16 protein-coding genes are annotated in these 18,735 nt (G+C 65.3%); 12 read left to right on the top strand and 4 right to left on the bottom strand.

The features are described 5' to 3' along the window. Positions 1–8 precede the first annotated feature (8 nt). Together GGQ99_RS16360 and scpA are read left to right on the top strand one after the other, a co-directional pair. A complete protein-coding gene (locus tag GGQ99_RS16360; RefSeq protein ID WP_183263353.1) occupies positions 9–2,012 on the top strand; it encodes an acetyl-CoA carboxylase biotin carboxylase subunit in 2,004 nt (667 codons plus the stop codon). 190 nt (positions 2,013–2,202) lie between these two features. Next, positions 2,203–4,344, top strand: coding sequence for a methylmalonyl-CoA mutase (gene scpA, locus GGQ99_RS16355; protein WP_183263352.1), 2,142 nt, complete (start codon positions 2,203–2,205; stop codon positions 4,342–4,344). A 54-nt stretch (positions 4,345–4,398) separates the two neighbouring features. Here the strand turns inward: scpA and GGQ99_RS16350 are convergent, their stop codons facing one another. After that, complete coding sequence (locus GGQ99_RS16350; RefSeq protein ID WP_183263351.1) at positions 4,399–5,730, bottom strand: UDP-glucose dehydrogenase family protein; 1,332 nt, start codon at positions 5,728–5,730, stop codon at positions 4,399–4,401. Between the two features lie 80 nt (positions 5,731–5,810). Beyond that, positions 5,811–7,160: an oxygen-independent coproporphyrinogen III oxidase gene (hemN, locus tag GGQ99_RS16345; protein WP_183263350.1), complete on the bottom strand. Its 1,350-nt coding sequence runs from the start codon at positions 7,158–7,160 to the stop codon at positions 5,811–5,813. A gap of 148 nt (positions 7,161–7,308) precedes the next feature. Between hemN and GGQ99_RS16340 the strand changes: the two genes are divergently transcribed. Continuing rightward, a complete protein-coding gene (locus GGQ99_RS16340) occupies positions 7,309–8,034 on the top strand; it encodes a Crp/Fnr family transcriptional regulator (RefSeq protein ID WP_108606175.1) in 726 nt (241 codons plus the stop codon). Between the two features lie 9 nt (positions 8,035–8,043). Here GGQ99_RS16340 and GGQ99_RS16335 read toward each other — a convergent pair whose 3' ends face one another. After that, on the bottom strand, positions 8,044–8,613 hold the full coding sequence (locus GGQ99_RS16335; protein WP_246389611.1) for a hemerythrin domain-containing protein: 570 nt from the start codon (positions 8,611–8,613) through the stop codon (positions 8,044–8,046). Between the two features lie 62 nt (positions 8,614–8,675). Here GGQ99_RS16335 and ccoN point away from each other — a divergent pair, with 62 nt between their 5' ends. The 9 genes from ccoN (at position 8,676) to holA (ending at position 17,782) form a co-directional block, all read left to right on the top strand. Beyond that, complete coding sequence (ccoN, locus tag GGQ99_RS16330) at positions 8,676–10,292, top strand: cytochrome-c oxidase, cbb3-type subunit I (protein ID WP_183263349.1); 1,617 nt, start codon at positions 8,676–8,678, stop codon at positions 10,290–10,292. A 10-nt stretch (positions 10,293–10,302) separates the two neighbouring features. Continuing rightward, positions 10,303–11,034 carry a cytochrome-c oxidase, cbb3-type subunit II gene (ccoO, locus tag GGQ99_RS16325; RefSeq protein WP_108606173.1) on the top strand — a complete coding sequence of 244 codons (732 nt, stop codon included), beginning with the start codon at positions 10,303–10,305 and terminating at the stop codon, positions 11,032–11,034. Positions 11,035–11,044: 10 nt separating this feature from the next. Continuing rightward, positions 11,045–11,194, top strand: a complete 150-nt coding sequence (locus GGQ99_RS16320; protein WP_108606172.1) for a cbb3-type cytochrome oxidase subunit 3 — start codon at positions 11,045–11,047, stop codon at positions 11,192–11,194. A 3-nt stretch (positions 11,195–11,197) separates the two neighbouring features. Next, positions 11,198–12,061, top strand: coding sequence for a cytochrome-c oxidase, cbb3-type subunit III (ccoP, locus tag GGQ99_RS16315; protein ID WP_183263348.1), 864 nt, complete (start codon positions 11,198–11,200; stop codon positions 12,059–12,061). 161 nt (positions 12,062–12,222) lie between these two features. Further along, complete coding sequence (gene ccoG, locus GGQ99_RS16310; RefSeq protein WP_183263347.1) at positions 12,223–13,779, top strand: cytochrome c oxidase accessory protein CcoG; 1,557 nt, start codon at positions 12,223–12,225, stop codon at positions 13,777–13,779. Then, positions 13,776–14,273, top strand: coding sequence for a FixH family protein (locus GGQ99_RS16305; RefSeq protein ID WP_183263346.1), 498 nt, complete (start codon positions 13,776–13,778; stop codon positions 14,271–14,273). Before ccoG ends, GGQ99_RS16305 begins: the two co-directional genes overlap by 4 nt. Next, entirely contained in the window at positions 14,270–16,543 is a 2,274-nt protein-coding gene (locus GGQ99_RS16300) for a cation-translocating P-type ATPase (protein WP_183263345.1), read from the top strand. The genes GGQ99_RS16305 and GGQ99_RS16300 overlap by 4 nt, the downstream gene beginning before the upstream one ends. Continuing rightward, entirely contained in the window at positions 16,540–16,680 is a 141-nt protein-coding gene (gene ccoS, locus GGQ99_RS16295) for a cbb3-type cytochrome oxidase assembly protein CcoS (RefSeq protein WP_108606167.1), read from the top strand. The genes GGQ99_RS16300 and ccoS overlap by 4 nt, the downstream gene beginning before the upstream one ends. Positions 16,681–16,732: 52 nt before the next feature. After that, positions 16,733–17,782: a DNA polymerase III subunit delta gene (holA, locus tag GGQ99_RS16290; RefSeq protein WP_183263344.1), complete on the top strand. Its 1,050-nt coding sequence runs from the start codon at positions 16,733–16,735 to the stop codon at positions 17,780–17,782. Positions 17,783–17,838: 56 nt separating this feature from the next. Here the strand turns inward: holA and GGQ99_RS16285 are convergent, their stop codons facing one another. After that, the gene (locus GGQ99_RS16285) at positions 17,839–18,720 is read right to left on the bottom strand and encodes a ParB/RepB/Spo0J family partition protein (RefSeq protein WP_183263343.1); all 882 of its coding nucleotides are present in this window, start codon (positions 18,718–18,720) and stop codon (positions 17,839–17,841) included. Positions 18,721–18,735 lie beyond the last annotated feature (15 nt).

The following is an 18,735-nucleotide window of genomic DNA, read 5'->3' as shown; positions in this document are numbered from 1 at the left end:
GGACAAGAATGTTCAAGAAAATCCTCATCGCCAATCGTGGCGAGATCGCCTGCCGGGTCATCAAGACGGCCCAGAAACTCGGTATCGCAACGGTCGCCGTCCATTCCGACGCCGACCGCGAAGCATTGCACGTGAAGATGGCCGACGAGGCCGTCCATATCGGGCCAGCGCCGTCGAACCAGTCCTACATCGTCATTCAAAAGATCATCGACGCCGTGCGCCAGACCGGCGCCGATGCCGTGCATCCGGGCTACGGCTTCCTGTCGGAGAACTCGAACTTCGCCGAGGCGCTGAAGGCCGAAGGCGTTGCTTTCATAGGGCCGCCGCCAGTGGCCATCGAGGCGATGGGCGACAAGATCACCTCGAAGAAGATCGCCGCCTCCGCCGGCGTTTCGACCGTGCCGGGCCATATGGGCCTGATCGAGGACGCCAGCGAGGCGGTGAAGATCGCCAACCAGATCGGCTATCCCGTGATGATCAAGGCCTCCGCCGGCGGCGGCGGCAAGGGCATGCGCATTGCCTGGAACGACGCCGAGGCACGCGAGGGCTTCCAGTCGTCGAAGAACGAGGCCAAATCCTCCTTCGGCGACGACCGCATCTTCATCGAGAAGTTCGTCACCCAGCCGCGCCACATCGAGATCCAGGTACTGGGCGACCAGCACGGCAACCTGCTCTATCTCGGCGAGCGCGAATGCTCGATCCAGCGCCGCAACCAGAAGGTCATCGAGGAGGCACCGTCGCCCTTCCTCGACGCCGAGACCCGCAAGGCGATGGGCGAGCAGGCCGTGGCGCTGGGCAAGGCCGTCGGCTACTTCTCGGCCGGCACGGTCGAGTTCATCGTCGATGGTAACAGGAACTTCTATTTCCTCGAGATGAACACCCGCCTGCAGGTCGAGCATCCGGTGACCGAGCTGATCACCGGCATCGACCTCGTCGAGGAGATGATCCGCGTCGCCGCGGGCGAAAAGCTGCGCTTCGCCCAGGATGAGGTGAAGCTCAACGGCTGGGCCATCGAGAGCCGGCTTTATGCCGAAGATCCCTACCGCAACTTCCTGCCGTCGATCGGCCGCCTGACTCGCTACCGCCCGCCTGTCGAGGGCAAACGCGACGACGGTACGGTCGTCCGCAACGACACCGGCGTCTTCGAGGGCGGCGAGATCTCGATGTATTACGACCCGATGATCGCCAAGCTCTGCACCTGGGCGCCCGACCGCCTGACGGCTGTCGAGGCGATGGGCCGCGCGCTCGACGACTTCGAGGTCGAGGGCATCGGCCACAATCTGCCGTTCCTGTCGGCGGTCATGGACCATCAGCGCTTCCGCGACGGACGCCTGACCACCGCCTACATTGCCGAGGAATTTCCCGACGGCTTTACCGGCGTGGCCCCGACCGAGGCGGACGCCCACAAGCTCGCCGCGGTCGCAGCGCTGATCAACCAGTTCACCCAGCGCCGCGGCGCCCAGATTTCGGGCTCGCTCGCCAACCACCAGCGCCCGGTCGGCATCGACTGGGTGGTGACGCTCGGCGGCTTCACGCTGCCGCTGCAGGTCAAGGACGGCGCCGACGGCACGGTGGTCGCGTTCGATGACGGCACGGCCCTTGCGGTGTCGAGCGACTGGATGCCTGGGCACCTGCACGCCAATTTCGCGGTCGGCGGAATGTCCATCGGCGTCAAGGTTTCGCGCTCGGGCACCGGCTGGCGCCTGCGCTGGCGCGGCATGGACGTGGTGACCCATGTGCGCAGCCCGCGCGTCGCCGAACTGGCCAGGCTGATGCCGGTCAAGCTGCCGCCCGACACCTCGAAGATGCTGCTCTGCCCGATGCCGGGCGTGGTGACATCGATCCTGGTCAAGGCGGGCGACGAAGTCGAAGCCGGCCAGTCGCTGGCGACCGTCGAAGCGATGAAGATGGAGAACGTGCTGCGCGCCGAGCGCAAGAGCACGGTCAAGCGCGTGGCTGCAACGGCGGGCGAAAGCCTCGCCGTCGACGAGCTGATCATGGAGTTCGAGTGATGGCGAATGGCTCCCTTTCACCCTCCCCCTTGTGGGGAGGGTCGATCCGCGAAGCGGAGCGGGGTGGGGGTCTGACGATCGAATCCATCGCCCCAGGGACTCGATTTAGCCCTCTTACCCCCACCCCGGACCTGCGGTCCGATCCTCCCCACAAGGGGGAGGGTGAGCGCCCGCGCCTGAGGAGGCCCAAATGACCGACAAACCATCCATCGACTCCTGGAAGAAGCTCGCAGAACGCGAGATCAAGGCTTCGCCTGACACGCTGACCTGGAACACGCCCGAGGGCATCGACGTGAAGCCGCTCTACACGGCCGACGATCTCGAAGGCATCGGCCATCTCGGAACGCTGCCGGGCTTCGAGCCGTTCCTGCGCGGCCCGCGCGCCAGCATGTATGCCGGCCGCCCCTGGACCATCCGGCAATATGCCGGCTTTTCGACGGCGGAGGCGTCCAACAACTTCTACCGCAAGGCGCTCGCCGCCGGCCAGCAGGGCGTGTCGGTCGCCTTCGATCTCGCCACCCATCGCGGCTATGACTCGGACCATCCGCGCGTCGAGGGCGATGTCGGCAAGGCCGGCGTGGCGATCGACTCTGTCGAGGACATGAAGATCCTGTTCGACGGCATCCCGCTCGAAAAGGCCTCGGTGTCGATGACGATGAATGGCGCGGTGATCCCGATCCTCGCCAACTTCATCGTTGCCGGCGAGGAACAGGGCGTGTCGCGCGACAAGCTGTCGGGGACCATCCAGAACGACATCCTCAAGGAGTTCATGGTCCGCAACACCTACATCTACCCGCCCGAGCCCTCGATGCGCATCGTTGCCGACATCATCGAGTATACGGCGAAGGAGATGCCGAAGTTCAACTCTATCTCGATCTCCGGCTACCACATGCAGGAGGCCGGCTCGACGCTGGTGCAGGAACTCGCCTTCACGCTGGCCGACGGACGTGAATATGTCCGCGCAGCGCTGAACAAGGGCCTGAATGTCGACGACTTCGCCGGCCGGCTGTCGTTCTTCTTCGCCATCGGCATGAACTTCTTCATGGAGGCGGCCAAGCTGCGCGCCGCGCGCCTGCTCTGGTCGCGCATCATGACCGAGTTCGAGCCGAAAAAGACCTCGTCGCTGATGCTGCGCACCCACTGCCAGACCTCCGGCGTGTCGTTGCAGGAGCAGGACCCCTACAACAACGTCGTCCGCACCGCTTTCGAGGCGATGTCGGCGGCATTGGGCGGGACGCAGTCGCTGCACACCAACTCCTTCGACGAGGCGATCGCCCTGCCGACTGAGTTTTCCGCCCGCATCGCCCGCAACACCCAGCTCATCCTCCAGCACGAGACCGGCGTCACCAAGGTCGTCGACCCGCTCGCCGGCTCCTATTATGTCGAGGCCCTGACCAACGACCTCGCGGAAAAGGCCTGGGCGCTGATCGAGGAGGTCGAGGCGATGGGCGGCATGACCAAGGCGGTCGCCACAGGCCTGCCCAAGCGCCTGATCGAGGAGGCCGCGACCCGCAAGCAGGCGGCCATCGACCGCGGCGACGAGGTCATCGTCGGCGTCAACAAATACCGCCTCGAGGAGGAAGACCATCTCGACATTCTCGAGATCGACAACTCCGCAGTCCGCGTGTCGCAGATCGCTCGCATCGAGCAGACACGGCGCCAGCGCGACCCCAAGCGTGTCGAGGAAGCGCTTGCCGCGCTTGAGAAGGTCGCCCGGTCAGGCGAAGGCAACATCCTCGCCGCCGCCGTCGAGGCGTCGCGGGCGCGCGCTACGGTGGGCGAAATCTCGGACGCCATGCGCCGCGCCTTCGGCGATCATGCGGCCGTCCCGGAAGTGGTCGAGAACGTCTACGGCAAGGCCTATGACGATGAGCCGGAATTCCAGACCCTGCTGTCGCGCCTCGAACAGTTTGCCGGCTCACTAGGTGAGAAACCGCGCATCATGGTAGCAAAGCTCGGCCAGGACGGCCACGACCGCGGCGCCAAGGTGATCGCGTCCGCTTTTGGCGACATCGGCTTCGAGGTCATTGCCGGGCCGCTGTTCCAGACCCCTGGCGAGGCTGCCGATACGGCGATTGCGTCCAGGGTCCACGTCGTCGGCATGTCGTCGCTGGCCGCCGGCCACAAGACACTCGCGCCGCAGTTGGTCGACGCGCTCAAGGCCAAGGGCGCTGACAACATCATTGTGGTGGTCGGCGGTGTCATCCCGCGCCAGGACTACCAGTACCTGCTCGATCACGGTGTATCAGCCGTCTTCGGCCCCGGCACCAATGTGCTCGATGCCGCGCGCGCCGTGCTCGACCTGATGGAAGGCAAGCGCCGCAACCAGTAGCCGCCACTCCGGACGAAAAAAGGCTCGGGCGAGCGGGTCTTTTTGTTGGCGGTGTTAAGCGGCCTTCCGGCCGATGGAGATGTACTGGAGGCCATGGCGGGCGACGACCGCGGGGTCGTAGAGGTTGCGGCCGTCGAAGATGACGGGTGTCGACAGCGCCTGTCTGATCGTCTCGAAGGACGGTGCCCGGAAGTTCTTCCACTCGGTGGCGATCAGCAGTGCATCGGCGCCGCGCAAGGCCGCCTCCTTGGTGCCGCAGAGCAGCAGGTCGTCGCGCTGGCCATAGATCTGCTGCGCCTCGTTCATCGCCTCGGGATCGTAGGCCTGGACCTTGGCGCCCGCGGCCCACAGCGCCTCCATCAGGACGCGGGCCGGCGCCTCGCGCATGTCGTCGGTGTTGGGCTTGAACGCCAGCCCCCACAGCGCAAACGTCTTGCCCGCGAGATCGCCGTTGAAGTGACCCTTGAGCTTGTCGAACAGCACCGCCTTCTGGGCGTTGTTGCGCTCCTCGACCGACTTCAGCAGCACCGGCTCGAAGCCGACATCGTCGGCGGTGCGGATCAGCGCACGCACGTCCTTGGGAAAACACGAGCCGCCATAACCCAGGCCGGGATAGATGAAGTGATAGCCGATGCGCGGGTCCGAGCCGATGCCCTTGCGCACCTCCTCGATGTCGGCGCCGAGCAGTTCGGCCAGGTTCGCCATCTCGTTCATGAAGCTGATCTTGGTCGCCAGCATGCAGTTGGCGGCGTATTTGGTGAACTCGGCCGAGCGCACGTCCATCACGATCATCTTCTCGTGGTTGCGGTTGAACGGCGCATAGAGCTCGCGCATCACCGCCTCGGCGGCCTCGCTTTCGGTGCCGACGATGATGCGGTCGGGCTTCATGCAGTCGGCGACCGCCGAACCCTCCTTGAGGAACTCCGGATTGGAGACCACATCGAAGGCAAGCTCCTCGCGGCCGCGCGTCTTCAGCGCCGAAGCGATCGCCGCTCGTACCTTGTCGGCGGTGCCGACCGGCACGGTCGACTTGCCGACGACGATCTTGGGTTCGACCATCTCGCGGCCGATCGTCTCGGCCACGGCCAGGACATATTTGAGATCGGCCGAGCCGTCCTCGCCCGGCGGCGTGCCGACCGCGATCATCTGGATCTCGCCATGGCGCACGGCCAGCACCGCATCCGCGGTGAAGACGATGCGGCCCGCCGCATGGTTGTCGCGCACCAGGGCCTCCAGCCCCGGCTCGAAGATCGGCACGAACCCCTGGTTCAGCCGCTCGACCTTGGCCGCATCGACATCGACGCAGACGACGTCATGCCCGACCTCGGCCAGCACCGCCGCCTGCACAAGACCGACATAGCCGATTCCAAATACCGTGAGCTTCATACGGTCCGTTCCTGTTCGCCGCCCGCTTTGAACGGCGTAGATACAGGAATTCGGCGTGGCGCACCAATACCACTTTGCGATCAGACGGCGACGGAATGGCGCGCCGTTCCCTGGCCGAGATAGGCGTCGAAATGCGCGGCGATCGAGCGGACGAAGGGCTTGCCGCGATCGGTGACGACAAAGCGGTTGCCGGCACGGGCAAAGATGCCGTCGCGGTCGTTGGCGGCGAGCAATTCGGCCTCGGCGATCACCGCACGGGCCGGCTCGCCGAAGCGGGAAAGCAGTTCGCAGCGGGAGACGGAAAAGTCGCACATCAGCCGCTCGATGACCCAGGCGCGCATGTGGTCGGCATCGGACAGCGCCACCCCGCGCACGGTGGCCAATCCGCCGGCCAGAACGCGGCGCTCGTATTCGCCGGTCGCCGGCATGTTCTGGACATAGCCCTGCGGCAACAGCCCGATGGACGAGGCACCGAGCCCGAGAAGCGCGTCGGCCTGGTCGGTGGTGTAGCCCTGGAAGTTCCGCCGCAGCGTGCCCGAGCGCGTGGCAACCGCAAGGCTGTCTTCGAGCAGGGCGAAATGGTCCATGCCGACGGGCTCATAGCCGGCCGCGAGGATCAGGCGGCTCGCCGCCTCGGCCTGCTCCAGCCGTGCGGCCGCGTCGGGCAGCAGCGCCTCGTCGATCATGGTCTGGTGTTTCTTCATCCAAGGCACATGGGCATAGCCGAACAGGGCGATGCGGTCCGGCCTGAGCGACAGCACCTTTTCGGTGGTCGCTTCGATCGAAGCCAGCGTCTGGTGCGGCAGCCCGTAGAGCATGTCGAGATTGACCGAATGTACGCCGCGGGCCCTGACGGCATCGACGACCCATTTTGTCTGTTCGAAGGTCTGCTCGCGGTTGATCGCCTGCTGCACGCGCTCGTTGAAATCCTGGACGCCGAGGCTGGCGCGCGTCATGCCGATGGCGGCCAGCGCGTCGAACCGCGCCTCGTCCATGTCGTTGGGGTCCATCTCGACGCTGATCTCGGCGTCGGGCGCAAAGGCGAAGCTGTCGCGCAGCCTGCCGCCTAGCGCCAGGATGTCGTCGGCCTGGAGCAAGGTCGGCGAGCCGCCGCCGAAATGCAGCGCCGTGACGCGCAGCCGGTTGCCGGCGAGTGCGGAGATGCTGGCGATTTCGGCGTCGAGCGCCTTGAGGTAACGCGCCACCGGATCATATTGTCGCGTCTGCTTGGTATGGCAGGCGCAGAACCAGCACAGCCGGTCGCAATAGGGGATGTGGACGTAGAGCGACGCCGACGCGCCCTTCGGCAGCGCCCGCAGCCAGTCGGAATAGGTCGAGGTCGACACGTCGGCGCTGAAATGCGGGGCGGTGGGATAACTCGTATACCGCGGCACCGGGCTTGCGTATTTTTCGACGAGGCTTCTGTCCATGGTCATCTCCGTCAATGGCCCAGCATCGGACGGACGCAGCGGCAACACCTTGACCTGGATCAAAAACGCCGGGGCGGGGACACAATGACACGGTTCCTTTTACCCCCCGCGATCCCTAGATTGAGCAAATCAGACGCCGGACGATGCGATGACCATCCGCCAGGACATTCACAATTCTGAGATACCCGCGCTGTGCCGCTCCTGTGAGGCACGGCATCGCGGCGTCTGCGGAGCGCTGACTACCGATCAGCTGGTCGAGCTCAGCCGCCACACGACCAAGCGCAAGGTCGATCCGGGCACGGTGCTGGTGTCGGACGCCGACACCATCGACAGCTATGCCAATGTGCTCGCCGGCGTGGTCAAGCTGACCAAGACCCTGCCCGACGGCCGCCAGCAGATCGTCGGCCTGCAATTCGCACCCGATTTCCTTGGCCGTCCGTTCAAGCACGAGAGCTCGATCACCGCCGAGGCGGCGACCCCGGTACGCGTCTGCGCCTTCCCCAAGAAGTCACTCGACCGAATGATCGAACAGGCGCCTGAACTCAGTCACCGGCTGCACCTTCAGGCCCTCAACGAACTCGACGAAGCCCGGGACTGGATGCTGATGCTTGGGCGCAAAACCGCTTCCGAGCGGGTCGCATCCTTCCTGCATCTCATCGCCCGCCACAGCGATCCCGAAGCAGAAATCAGCGGAGAGATCAGCTTCGACCTGCCGCTAACCCGTGCCGACATCGCCGACTTCCTGGGCCTGACCATCGAGACCGTCAGCCGGCAGCTGACCAAGCTGCGCAAGGACGGCCTGATCGCCGTCGAGAACAACCGCCACATCACCGTCTTCGACGTCGCCAGGCTGGAACGTCGCGCCAACGTCTGATCGCTCGGCTCAGTCGCCGGACGACAGCACCGGGAGCACATGGTCACGCTCGAAGGCGATGTGCCTTCGCAATGCCCCGAAGAACCCGCGCAGCATGAAGCCCAGCGTCTCCGGGTTTTCCGCCCGGCCGCCGCGTGCCGTCGCACGCAGGGCATCGCGCAGCTCGGCGGCATAGCCTTCATCCTCGAAATGCTCGTTCTTGAGCCGCTCGACCGTCTCGCGTGCCTCGCCACTATGCAACAGGCGCGCGGCGAACTGCGAATGGAGCCGCTGCTCCTCGAAGCGATGGACCTTGACCATCGCGGGCCCGAGCGCTCTTGCCGCGAGCACGCAGCTGCGGCGGTCGATCTCGTTGGGCAGGGAGTCGGCGATTTCCTCCAGCCTGTCGCACAGCGCAAGCATTTCCACATGCGCGCGCTGTATGGCCGCGATCGCGTCAAGTAGAGCGGCGTCCTCCGATCCGGCCTTCATTTCCGAGCGCGCATTCATCTTGTTTGAAAGTTCCTCATTGGCCCAAGGCTGGTCTGCCCGGCGGCGCTTGACCTTGATCCAGATCAAGGCAGGGTGGGCAATTGTCATGGATGTGTGCCGTCTGGTGCCGACGCGAGCTTTCGGCGCCCAGCTACCGTCGGGGATCGCTCATGAAATACGCAATGGAAACAATCCTGCTGGCATTGGCGGCCTTTGCCGCCTTGCTCGGCGCCGCCTTCGCCAAGGACAGCCAGTTCGGCGCCCATATGTGGGTGCTGTTCTTCGTGCTGACCGCGAGCGTCATCGTCCTGATGCGCACCAGCAGCTATGCGCCGGTCGACATTTTGGCCGAGGACAAGTCGGCCTACATGGACGGGCCGATCCGCTACGGCGTCATCGCCACCGTCTTCTGGGGCGTGACCGGCTTTCTCGTTGGCGTCATCGTTGCGGCACAGCTTGCCTTCCCCGACCTCAACATCGAGCCGTGGCTGAATTTCGGTCGCCTGCGTCCGCTGCACACCTCGGCCGTGATCTTCGCCTTCGGCGGCAACGCGCTGATCGCCACCTCGTTCTACGTGGTCCAGCGCACGTCGCGCGCGCGCCTCTTCGGGGGCAATCTCGCCTGGTACGTGTTCTGGGGCTACCAGCTGTTCATCGTCATGGCAGCCACCGGCTATCTCCTGGGCATTACCCAGAGCCGCGAATATGCCGAGCCCGAATGGTATGTCGACATCTTCCTGACCGTCGTCTGGGTCGCCTACCTCATCGTCTTCCTCGGCACGATCCTGAACCGCAAGGAGCCGCATATCTATGTGGCCAACTGGTTCTATCTCGCCTTCATCGTCACCATTGCCATGCTACACATCGTCAACAACCTGGCGGTGCCGGCGTCCTTCCTCGGTTCGAAGAGCTACTCGCTGTTCTCGGGCGTGCAGGATGCGCTGACGCAATGGTGGTACGGCCACAACGCCGTCGGCTTCTTCCTGACCGCCGGCTTCCTCGGCATGATGTACTATTTCGTGCCCAAGCAGGCCGAGCGCCCGGTCTATTCCTACCGGCTGTCGATCATCCACTTCTGGTCGCTGATCTTCCTCTACATCTGGGCCGGCCCGCACCACCTGCACTACACCGCCCTGCCCGACTGGGCGCAGACGCTCGGCATGGTGTTCTCGATCATGCTGTGGATGCCCTCCTGGGGCGGCATGATCAACGGCCTGATGACGCTGTCCGGCGCCTGGGACAAGATCCGCACCGATCCGATCATCCGCATGATGGTGGTGGCCATCGCCTTCTACGGCATGTCGACCTTCGAAGGCCCGATGATGTCGATCAAGGCGGTCAACTCGCTCAGCCACTACACCGAGTGGACCATCGGCCACGTGCACTCCGGCGCGCTCGGCTGGAACGGCATGATCACCTTCGGCGCCATCTACTTCCTGGTGCCGCGCCTGTGGGGCCGCGAGCGGCTCTACTCGATGCGGCTGGTCACCTGGCACTTCTGGCTCGCCACCCTCGGCATCGTCGTCTATGCCGCCGTCATGTGGGTTGCCGGCATCAGCCAGGGCCTGATGTGGCGCGAATACGACGAGCAGGGCTTCCTGGTCTATTCCTTCGCCGAAAGCGTCGCGGCCATGGTCCCCTACTACATCGTCCGCACCATCGGCGGCCTGATGTTCCTCGCCGGTGCGCTGGTCATGGCCTGGAACGTCTACATGACCATCCGCGGCCACGTGCGCCAGGAAGAGCCGCTGCCCGGCGCGGCCCCTGCACTCCAGCCTGCCCAGTAAGGAGCCCGACATGGCACTGCTCGACAAACACAAGACCATCGAGAAGAACGCGACGCTCCTGCTGGTCGGCACGCTGCTGGTCGTCAGCATCGGCGGCTTGGTCCAGATCACGCCTCTCTTCTACCTCGAGAACACCATAGAGAAGGTCGAGGGCATGCGTCCCTACTCGCCGCTGGAGCTGGCCGGCCGCAACATCTACATCCGCGAGGGCTGCTACACCTGCCACAGCCAGATGATCCGGCCGTTCCGCGACGAGGTGGAGCGCTACGGCCACTACAGCCTGGCGGCCGAGTCGATGTACGACCATCCCTTCCAGTGGGGATCGAAGCGCACCGGCCCCGACCTTGCCCGCGTCGGCGACCGCTATTCCAACGAATGGCACGTCCAGCACCTGATCGAACCGCGTTCGGTGGTGCCGGAATCGGTGATGCCGAGCTACGCCTTCCTCAAGGAGACGCCGCTTGCGGTCAACACGATCAGCTACGACCTGACGGCCAACCGCCGGGTCGGCGTGCCCTACAGCGACGAGATGATCGCCAGCGCCGAGGCCGACATCAAGGCGCAGGCCGACCCGAACGCCGACACCTCGGGCGTCCTGGCCCGCTACCCCAAGGCCAAGCTCGGCGACTTCGACGGCAACCCGGCGGCACTGACCGAAATGGATGCGCTGGTCGCCTATCTGCAGATGCTTGGCACGCTGGTCGACTTCTCGACCTACGACGCGGCCGCCGGCTACCGCTAGGAGATCTGTCATGGACTACACCACGTTGAGACAATTCGCCGACAGCTGGGGGCTGCTGGCGATGACCGTCTTCTTCATCGGCGCCGTGATCTTCGCGCTTCGCCCGGGCAGCCGCGAAGCGGCCGAACGGGCCGCACAAATTCCGCTCAAGGAGGACTGATCTGTGAGCGAAAAGCAAATCGACGAACTGTCCGGCGTCGAGACCACCGGACATGAATGGGACGGCATCCAGGAACTCAACAATCCGATGCCGCGCTGGTGGCTGTGGACCTTCTACGCCACCATCGTTTGGGCGGTTGCCTACAGCATCGCCTATCCGGCCTGGCCGATGATCAGCACCGCGACGACCGGCCTGCTGGGCTATTCAAGCCGCGTCGACGTCAAGAACGAGCTCGCCGCCGCCGAAGAGGCCAAGAGCGCCTATGTCGAGGCAGTCAGCGCGAAGAGCGTCGGCGATATCCTGGCCGACCCGGAGCTCAGGCAGTTCGCCACCGCCGCCGGTTCGGCAGCTTTCAAGGTCAACTGCATCCAGTGCCACGGCTCTGGTGCGCAGGGCTCGCCAGGCTTTCCCAACCTGAACGACGACGAATGGCTGTGGGGCGGCAACATCGACCAAATCTACCAGACCATCGCGCACGGCGTCCGCTTTGCCGGCGACGAGGAAACCCATGTCTCGGAGATGCCGGCTTTCGCCGAGGTTCTCGAACCGCAGCAGATCAACGAGGTCGCCGCCTATGTCGCCAGCCTCGAGGGTCAGGCCGACACGCCCGACCTGGTGCCCGCCGGTGCGCAGGTATTCGCCGACAATTGTGCCGCCTGCCATGGCGAGGACGCCAAGGGCAACAAGGAAATGGGCGCGCCCGACCTGACCGACGCCATCGCGCTCTATGCCTCGGGGCAGGCCGCCATCGCCCAGCAGGTACGTCACCCCAAGCACGGCGCCATGCCCGCCTGGGGCGAGCGACTGGGCGACGTGAAGGTCAAGGAGCTTGCCATCTTCGTCCATTCGCTCGGCGGCGGCGAATAACCCTCCATCGCCGTGTGGTGATGGACGAAGGCGGGGGAGAGGCTCGGCAGCAATGCCGGGCCTCGACGCGCAAGAACCCAGGGATTGACCTGGGTCAAGGCCGGACTTCAGCCGGCCGGGCATAACAGGCCAACCCGGGTGATGGGTTGCAGGAGACTTAGATGCTTGACGAGACCGAAGTCGAGAGGCTCGAGGTAGAGGCGGTCAACTCCGCCAAGACCCGCCAACCTCTGTACAGCGCGCGCAAGAAGGTCTTTCCCAAGCGCGCTTCCGGTCGATTCCGCCAGTTCAAATGGCTGATCATGCTGATCACGCTCGGCATCTACTACCTGACGCCATGGATCCGCTGGGACCGCGGTCCCTATGCGCCCGACCAGGCAGTGCTGCTCGACATCGCCAACCGCCGCTTCTACTTCTTCGCCATCGAGATCTGGCCGCAGGAATTCTTCTACGTCGCCGGACTGCTGGTGATGGCCGGCATCGGCCTGTTCCTCGTCACCTCCACCGTCGGCCGCGCCTGGTGCGGCTACACCTGCCCGCAGACCGTCTGGGTCGATCTGTTCCTGGTAGTCGAGCGTGGCATCGAGGGTGACCGCAACGCCCGCATCAAGCTCGACGCGGCGCCCATGTCGGCGGCAAAATTGGCGAAGCGCACGCTCAAGCACGCCATCTGGCTCGTTATCGCGGTGGCCACCGGCGGCGCCTGGATCTTCTACTTCGCCGACGCGCCCAGATTGCTGGGCGACTTCGTGACCGGCCAGGCAGCGCCCGTCGCCTATATGACCGTCGCCATTCTCACCGCCACCACCTATGTCTTCGGCGGCCTGATGCGCGAACAGGTCTGCACCTACATGTGCCCTTGGCCGCGCATCCAGGCGGCGATGCTCGACGAAAACTCGCTGACCGTCACCTATAACGACTGGCGCGGCGAACCGCGCTCGCGCCATGCCAAGAAGGCCGCCGCCGAGGGCCTTTCCGTCGGCGACTGCGTCGACTGCAACGCCTGCGTGGCGGTCTGCCCGATGGGCATCGACATCCGCGACGGCCAGCAGCTCGAATGCATCACCTGTGCGCTCTGCATCGATGCCTGCGATAGCGTCATGGACAAGATCGGCAAGGAACGCGGCCTGATTTCGTATGCCACGCTTGCCGACTACCAGTCGAACATGGCGATCGCCACCGACCCGGTCACGGCCACGATCGACCCCAAGCGGGTGCGCAATTCCGAGGGCAGGCTCAATGCGGCAATCGCCCATTTCCGCCTGGGCCGCATCTTCCGGCTGCGCACCCTGATCTATGCCGGCGCCTGGAGCTTGATCGGTGTTGCCTTGCTCATTGCCCTGCTCAGCCGCGACCGGCTGGAGGTCAATGTGCTGCAGGACCGCAATCCGCAATTCGTGCGCCTGGCCGACGGCTCGATCCGCAACGGCTACACCGTCAAGCTGCTCAACATGGTGCCTGAGCCGCGCACCATCGTGCTCCGCATGGAGGGCCTGCCGGAAGCGATGATGACCGTGGTCGGCATGGACCTGCCGGAGGGCCGTTCGGTCACGGTCGAGGCCGAGCCGGACAGGCTCAAGACGATCAGGGTCTATGTCCGCTTGCCGCGCGAAAGCCTGGCCGAGGGCCAGAGCTTCAAGTTCATCGTCGAGGACAAGGCAAGTTCCGAAGCCGACTCCTATGTTGCAAACTTCAACGTCCCGGAGGCAGGCAAATGAACTCTCGCGCCGGCCAGCCCAGGCAGTTCACCGGCTGGCACATGCTGGCGATCATGGTCGCCTTCTTCGGCGTCATCATCGCGGTCAACCTGCTGATGGCGACCTTCGCCAACACCAGCTGGACTGGCCTTGTCGTCCAGAACACCTATGTCGCCAGCCAGCAGTTCAATGAGCGCGTCGCCGAATCCCGCGCCCAGGCTGCCCTCGGCTGGAAGGGCACGCTGACGATCGCCGGCGGCGAGATCCGCTACAGCCTGAACGATGCCTCCGGCGCGCCCGTTCGAGCCGAGAGCGTCACCACCTCCTTCCGCCGCCCGGCCTACGAGGCCGAGGACTGGCAGGTAACGCTCGCTCGCAAGGCCGACGGAACCTTCTCGGCGACGGCTGCCGTCCGCGACGGCATCTGGATCGTCAATACCGAAGCTAGAATGACGGACGGGGCGCCCTACCAGGAGGCACGCCGGATCGTCGTGGCCGATGGAGCGGTGAAATGAACTGCTGTGGTCCTAACGCCGATGCCGCCCTCAGCCTGCCCTCGGCTGCCGCCAGGGGGCCGTCGCGCGAAGAACTGGCGCTGTCCAGCCGCACCCTGCCCGGCGGCATGCGTCAGACCGACCTCTCCGTTCCCGGCGTGCATTGCGGCGCCTGCATGACCAATATCGAAGCCGCCCTCGGCCGCCTCGACGGCGTCGACCATGCGCGCGTCAACCTGTCAACCAAGCGTGTCTCGGTGCGCTGGCGCGAGAATGCCGGCGCCCCCGACATCGCCGAGGCGCTTGGGCGGCTGGGCTATGAAAGCCATCTCTTCGAGCAAGGCGCCGACGACAAGGACGAGACGCTTGCCGAACTCATCCGCGGCTTGGGCATTGCCGGTTTCGCCGCCGGCAACATCATGCTGCTGTCGGTCTCGGTATGGTCGGGTGCAACCGATGCCACGCGTGACCTGTTCCATTGGATCTCGGCACTGATCGCCCTGCCGGCACTCGCCTATGCCGGCCGCATCTTCTTCCGCTCGGCCTGGGGCGCACTGCGCAACGGCCGCACCAACATGGACGTGCCGATCTCCATCGGCATCCTGCTCGCCTACAGCATGAGCCTGTATGATACCGCCAACAGCGGCCCGCACGCCTATTTCGACGCCTCGGCCTCGCTGCTGTTCTTCCTGCTGATCGGCCGCACGCTGGACCACGTCATGCGCGAGCGTGCCCGCGTCGCCGTCAAGGGCCTAGCCCGGCTCGCCGCCCGCGGCGCGACCGTGCTCAACCCCGACGGCAGCAGCGCCTATCTGCCGGTCAGTGACATCAAGCCGGGCACGCACATCCTGCTGTCAGCGGGCGAACGCGTGCCTGTCGATGCCAGGGTGCTCAAGGGCCGCTCCGAGCTGGACTGCGCCATCGTCTCGGGCGAAAGCGATCCCGTCGCCGTCGAGACCGGTGCCGCGCTGCGCGCCGGCACGCTCAATCTCACCGGCCCGCTGACCATCGAAGCAACCGCGGCGGCACAGGATTCGTTCCTCGCCGAAATGATGCGGCTGATGGAAGCGGCCGAGAGCGGCCGCGGCGGCTATCGCCGCATCGCCGACCGGGCGGCGGCCCTGTACGCCCCTATCCTGCATTTGACCGCGTTCCTGACCTTCATCGGCTGGATGGTCGCAGCAGGCAACTGGCACCAAGCCATCACCATCGCCATTGCCGTGCTGATCATCACCTGCCCCTGCGCCCTGGGCCTTGCGGTGCCGATCGTGCAGGTGGCCGCCGCGCGGCGCCTTTTCGAGAACGGCATCATGGTCAAGGACGGCTCGGCCATGGAGCGGCTGGCCGAAGTCGACACCGTCGTCTTCGACAAGACCGGCACGCTGACGCTCGGCATGCCACGGCTGGTCAATGCCGGCGAGGTGTCGCCTGAAGCGCTGGCGCTGGCAGCAGCGATCGGCCTGCATTCGCGTCACCCGATCTCGCGCGCCCTGGCCGAAATCCCGGGCGAAAAGCCGGCAAAGGAATGGGCATTCGACGCGGTTGAAGAAATTCCCGGCTTCGGGCTCGAAGCCAGGAGCGGCACCGACACCTACCGTCTGGGCCGTGCCGCCTGGGCGTTGCCAGTGGCGAATGGCGCAACCGGCACGGTGCTTTCGAAGAATGGTACCCGCCTCGCCGAATTCATCTTCGAGGACCGGCTGCGCGCCGGCGCCATGGCCGCCGTTTCCGCGCTGCGCGACAAGGGCCTGGCGATCGAGATCGTTTCCGGCGACCGGCCGGATGCGGTGGCATCAGTCGCCGCAGCCTTGGGCATCGACCAGTTCTCTTCGGGCGTGCTGCCCAATGGCAAGGTCGCCCGGCTTGAAGCGCTCAAGGCCGAGCGCCGCAAGGTGATGATGGTTGGTGACGGGCTCAACGACGCCCCGGCGCTGGCTGCGGCGCATGTCTCCATGGCTCCGGCCAGTGCTGCCGATATCGGCCGCAGTGCCGCCGATTTCGTCTTCCTGCGCGAAAGCCTTTCGGCAATCCCGCTGGCGCTTGCGACATCCAGCGAAGCAAGCCGCCTGATCCGGCAGAATCTCATCCTGGCGATCGTCTACAATGCCGTCGCCGTGCCGATTGCCCTGCTCGGCTACGTCACCCCGCTGGTTGCGGCTCTGGCAATGTCGGGGTCTTCGGTTATTGTCATCGCCAATGGATTGCGGCTCGGTACCGGCAAGACCAGGTCACCAAGGCCTGCTGCCGGCCAGGGGCAACCCTTTTCGACCAAGGAGGCAATGGCATCATGACCGGTCTGTTGTTCCTGCTCCCTGTCGCACTTCTCCTCGGCGGACTCGGGCTTGCGGCCTTTCTCTGGTCGTTGCACAGCGGCCAATACGACGACATGGATGGCGCAGCCGAACGCATCCTGGTCGACGACGACTAGAGCGCGGACAAAAATGCTGCGGCAGCCCGAAGGCCTGTGCTAACAGGGCGGCATGGCGCAGAAGAAAGCTCACGAGGTCGATTCCTGGCTCGCACGCCCCGCAGCCGAAGCGGTGATCGTGCTGATCTACGGTCCTGATCGCGGTCTCGTGTCCGAACGTGCGGCAGCCTTTGCCGCCAAGACCGGCCTTCCTCTCGACGATCCGTTCTCGGTGGTGAAGCTCGACGCCGCCGATGTCGAACGCGACAGCGGGCGCCTCGTCGACGAGGCGCGGACCGTTCCGATGTTTGCACCGCGCCGCCTGATCTGGGTGCGCAACGCAGCCGCCCAGAAGAGCCTGGCCGACGACGTCAAGGCCCTCGTCGCCGATCCGCCGCGCGATGCGATCGTATTGATCGAGGCCCAGGACCTCAAGAAAGGCGCACCGCTGCGCACCGTGGTCGAGGGCGCCTTCGCCGGCATGGCCCTGCCCTGCTACGGCGACGAAGCGCGCGACATCGAGACCCTTATCGACGAAGAGTTGCGTGCCGCAGGCCTGTCGATGGCGATCGATGCCCGCAATGCGCTGCGCCGCAGCCTCGGCGGCGACCGCCTGGCGACGCGCGGCGAAGTTCAGAAGCTCACGCTCTACGCCATGGGACGCGGCGAAATCAGCCTCGACGACGTCAAGGCGATGACCGGCGATGTCTCCGCGCTTTCTCTCGACGATGCCATCGACGCAGCCCTCGGCGGCAACATCGCCGAGTTCGACGCGGCCTTCACCAAGCAGTGCCAGACCGGCAGCCAGGCGGCCCAGTTGCTGGCAACTGCGACCCGCCACCTGCAAAACATCCATTTGATGCGCGGCGAGATGGAATCGGGCAGCCGCAACGCCGCAGCCGTGATCGCAGCCACGCGGCCGCCGGTGTTCTTCGCACGTCGCCGCGCAGTCGAGCGCGCGCTGGCAGGCTGGACTGCGGCGGCGCTGACCCGCGCGCTTATGCGGCTGCAGTCAACAACCTTGCAGACGCGACGTCGGCCGGACCTCGCCGTTGCCCTGGCCAGGCAAGCGATGCTGGGCATCGCCGTCGAAGGTGCACGCTTGGCCGGTGGCCGGCGTTGAAAGCAGAACGCCGGCTAAGAAGCCGGCGTCCGCAGAATAAGAATAAATGGAATCAATTAGATACGTTCGCTCTTCAGGCGGCGGCATAGATCGTCCAGCTGTTCGAGCGAGCGGTAGCTGATGCGCAGCTCGCCGCCCTTTTCCTTGTGGGCGATCGAAATCTTCATGCCGACGACGTCGGTGAGCAGCTTTTCCAGTGCGATCGTGTCCGGATCCTTCTCGACCGGGCGTGCTGGCTGCTTTTCCATAACGGCGTCCGCCGGAAGCTGGGCAAGAGCCTCCGCCTGGCGCACCGACAGGCCTTCTTCAACGATCCGCTTGGCCAGACCGGCCGGGTCCTGGGCCGTGATCAGGGCGCGCGCGTGGCCGGCGGACAATTCGCCATTGATCAGCATGTCGCGCACCACATCCGGCAGCTTCAGCAGCCGCAGCGTATTGGCGACATGGCTGCGGCTCTTGCCGATGACCTGGCCGAGATCGGCCTGGGTGTAGCTGTGGTCGTCGATCAGCTGCTGGTAGCCCATCGCCTCTTCGATGGCGTTGAGATCGGAGCGCTGCACGTTTTCGATGATGGCGAGTTCAAGCGCCGTCCGGTCATTGACGTCACGGACAATGACCGGAATCTCGTTGACCCCTGCGCGCTGGGCGGCGCGCCAGCGGCGCTCGCCGGCGATGATTTCATAGCGTCCGGACTGGGCGGCGGGCCGCACGACGACCGGCTGCACCAGGCCATGCTCGCGGATCGACTGCGCCAGGTCGGCCAATTCGGCCTCGCCGAAATGGCGCCGCGGATTGCGCGGGTTCGGACTGACGAATTCGATCGGTACCCGTCCATCGGCGCGCGCTGCGGGCTTTTCGGGAACAACCGGCTTGTCCATTTCACCGATCAGTGCGGCAAGTCCTCGCCCAAGGCGCTTTCTGGAAAGGTCTTCGTTCATGTCTAACCCAGCTTG

It is taken from the genome of Aminobacter niigataensis (assembly GCF_014200015.1).
GTDB lineage: Bacteria > Pseudomonadota > Alphaproteobacteria > Rhizobiales > Rhizobiaceae > Aminobacter > Aminobacter niigataensis.
This window is presented reverse-complemented; position numbering and strand designations above follow the sequence as displayed.

Excerpts from the sequence above, each read along its gene's own strand:
- ccoG (WP_183263347.1), top strand. The coding sequence starts at position 12,223 with ATGCTTGACGAGACCGAAGTCGAGAGGCTCGAGGTAGAGGCGGTCAAC.
- GGQ99_RS16305 (WP_183263346.1), top strand. The coding sequence starts at position 13,776 with ATGAACTCTCGCGCCGGCCAGCCCAGGCAGTTCACCGGCTGGCACATG.
- holA (WP_183263344.1), top strand. The coding sequence starts at position 16,733 with ATGGCGCAGAAGAAAGCTCACGAGGTCGATTCCTGGCTCGCACGCCCC.
- GGQ99_RS16350 (WP_183263351.1), bottom strand. The coding sequence starts at position 5,730 with ATGAAGCTCACGGTATTTGGAATCGGCTATGTCGGTCTTGTGCAGGCG.
- ccoN (WP_183263349.1), top strand. The coding sequence starts at position 8,676 with ATGAAATACGCAATGGAAACAATCCTGCTGGCATTGGCGGCCTTTGCC.
- ccoO (WP_108606173.1), top strand. The coding sequence starts at position 10,303 with ATGGCACTGCTCGACAAACACAAGACCATCGAGAAGAACGCGACGCTC.
- hemN (WP_183263350.1), bottom strand. The coding sequence starts at position 7,160 with ATGGACAGAAGCCTCGTCGAAAAATACGCAAGCCCGGTGCCGCGGTAT.
- GGQ99_RS16340 (WP_108606175.1), top strand. The coding sequence starts at position 7,309 with ATGACCATCCGCCAGGACATTCACAATTCTGAGATACCCGCGCTGTGC.
- GGQ99_RS16360 (WP_183263353.1), top strand. The coding sequence starts at position 9 with ATGTTCAAGAAAATCCTCATCGCCAATCGTGGCGAGATCGCCTGCCGG.
- scpA (WP_183263352.1), top strand. The coding sequence starts at position 2,203 with ATGACCGACAAACCATCCATCGACTCCTGGAAGAAGCTCGCAGAACGC.
- GGQ99_RS16320 (WP_108606172.1), top strand. The coding sequence starts at position 11,045 with ATGGACTACACCACGTTGAGACAATTCGCCGACAGCTGGGGGCTGCTG.
- ccoS (WP_108606167.1), top strand. The coding sequence starts at position 16,540 with ATGACCGGTCTGTTGTTCCTGCTCCCTGTCGCACTTCTCCTCGGCGGA.
- GGQ99_RS16300 (WP_183263345.1), top strand. The coding sequence starts at position 14,270 with ATGAACTGCTGTGGTCCTAACGCCGATGCCGCCCTCAGCCTGCCCTCG.
- GGQ99_RS16335 (WP_246389611.1), bottom strand. The coding sequence starts at position 8,613 with ATGACAATTGCCCACCCTGCCTTGATCTGGATCAAGGTCAAGCGCCGC.
- GGQ99_RS16285 (WP_183263343.1), bottom strand. The coding sequence starts at position 18,720 with ATGAACGAAGACCTTTCCAGAAAGCGCCTTGGGCGAGGACTTGCCGCA.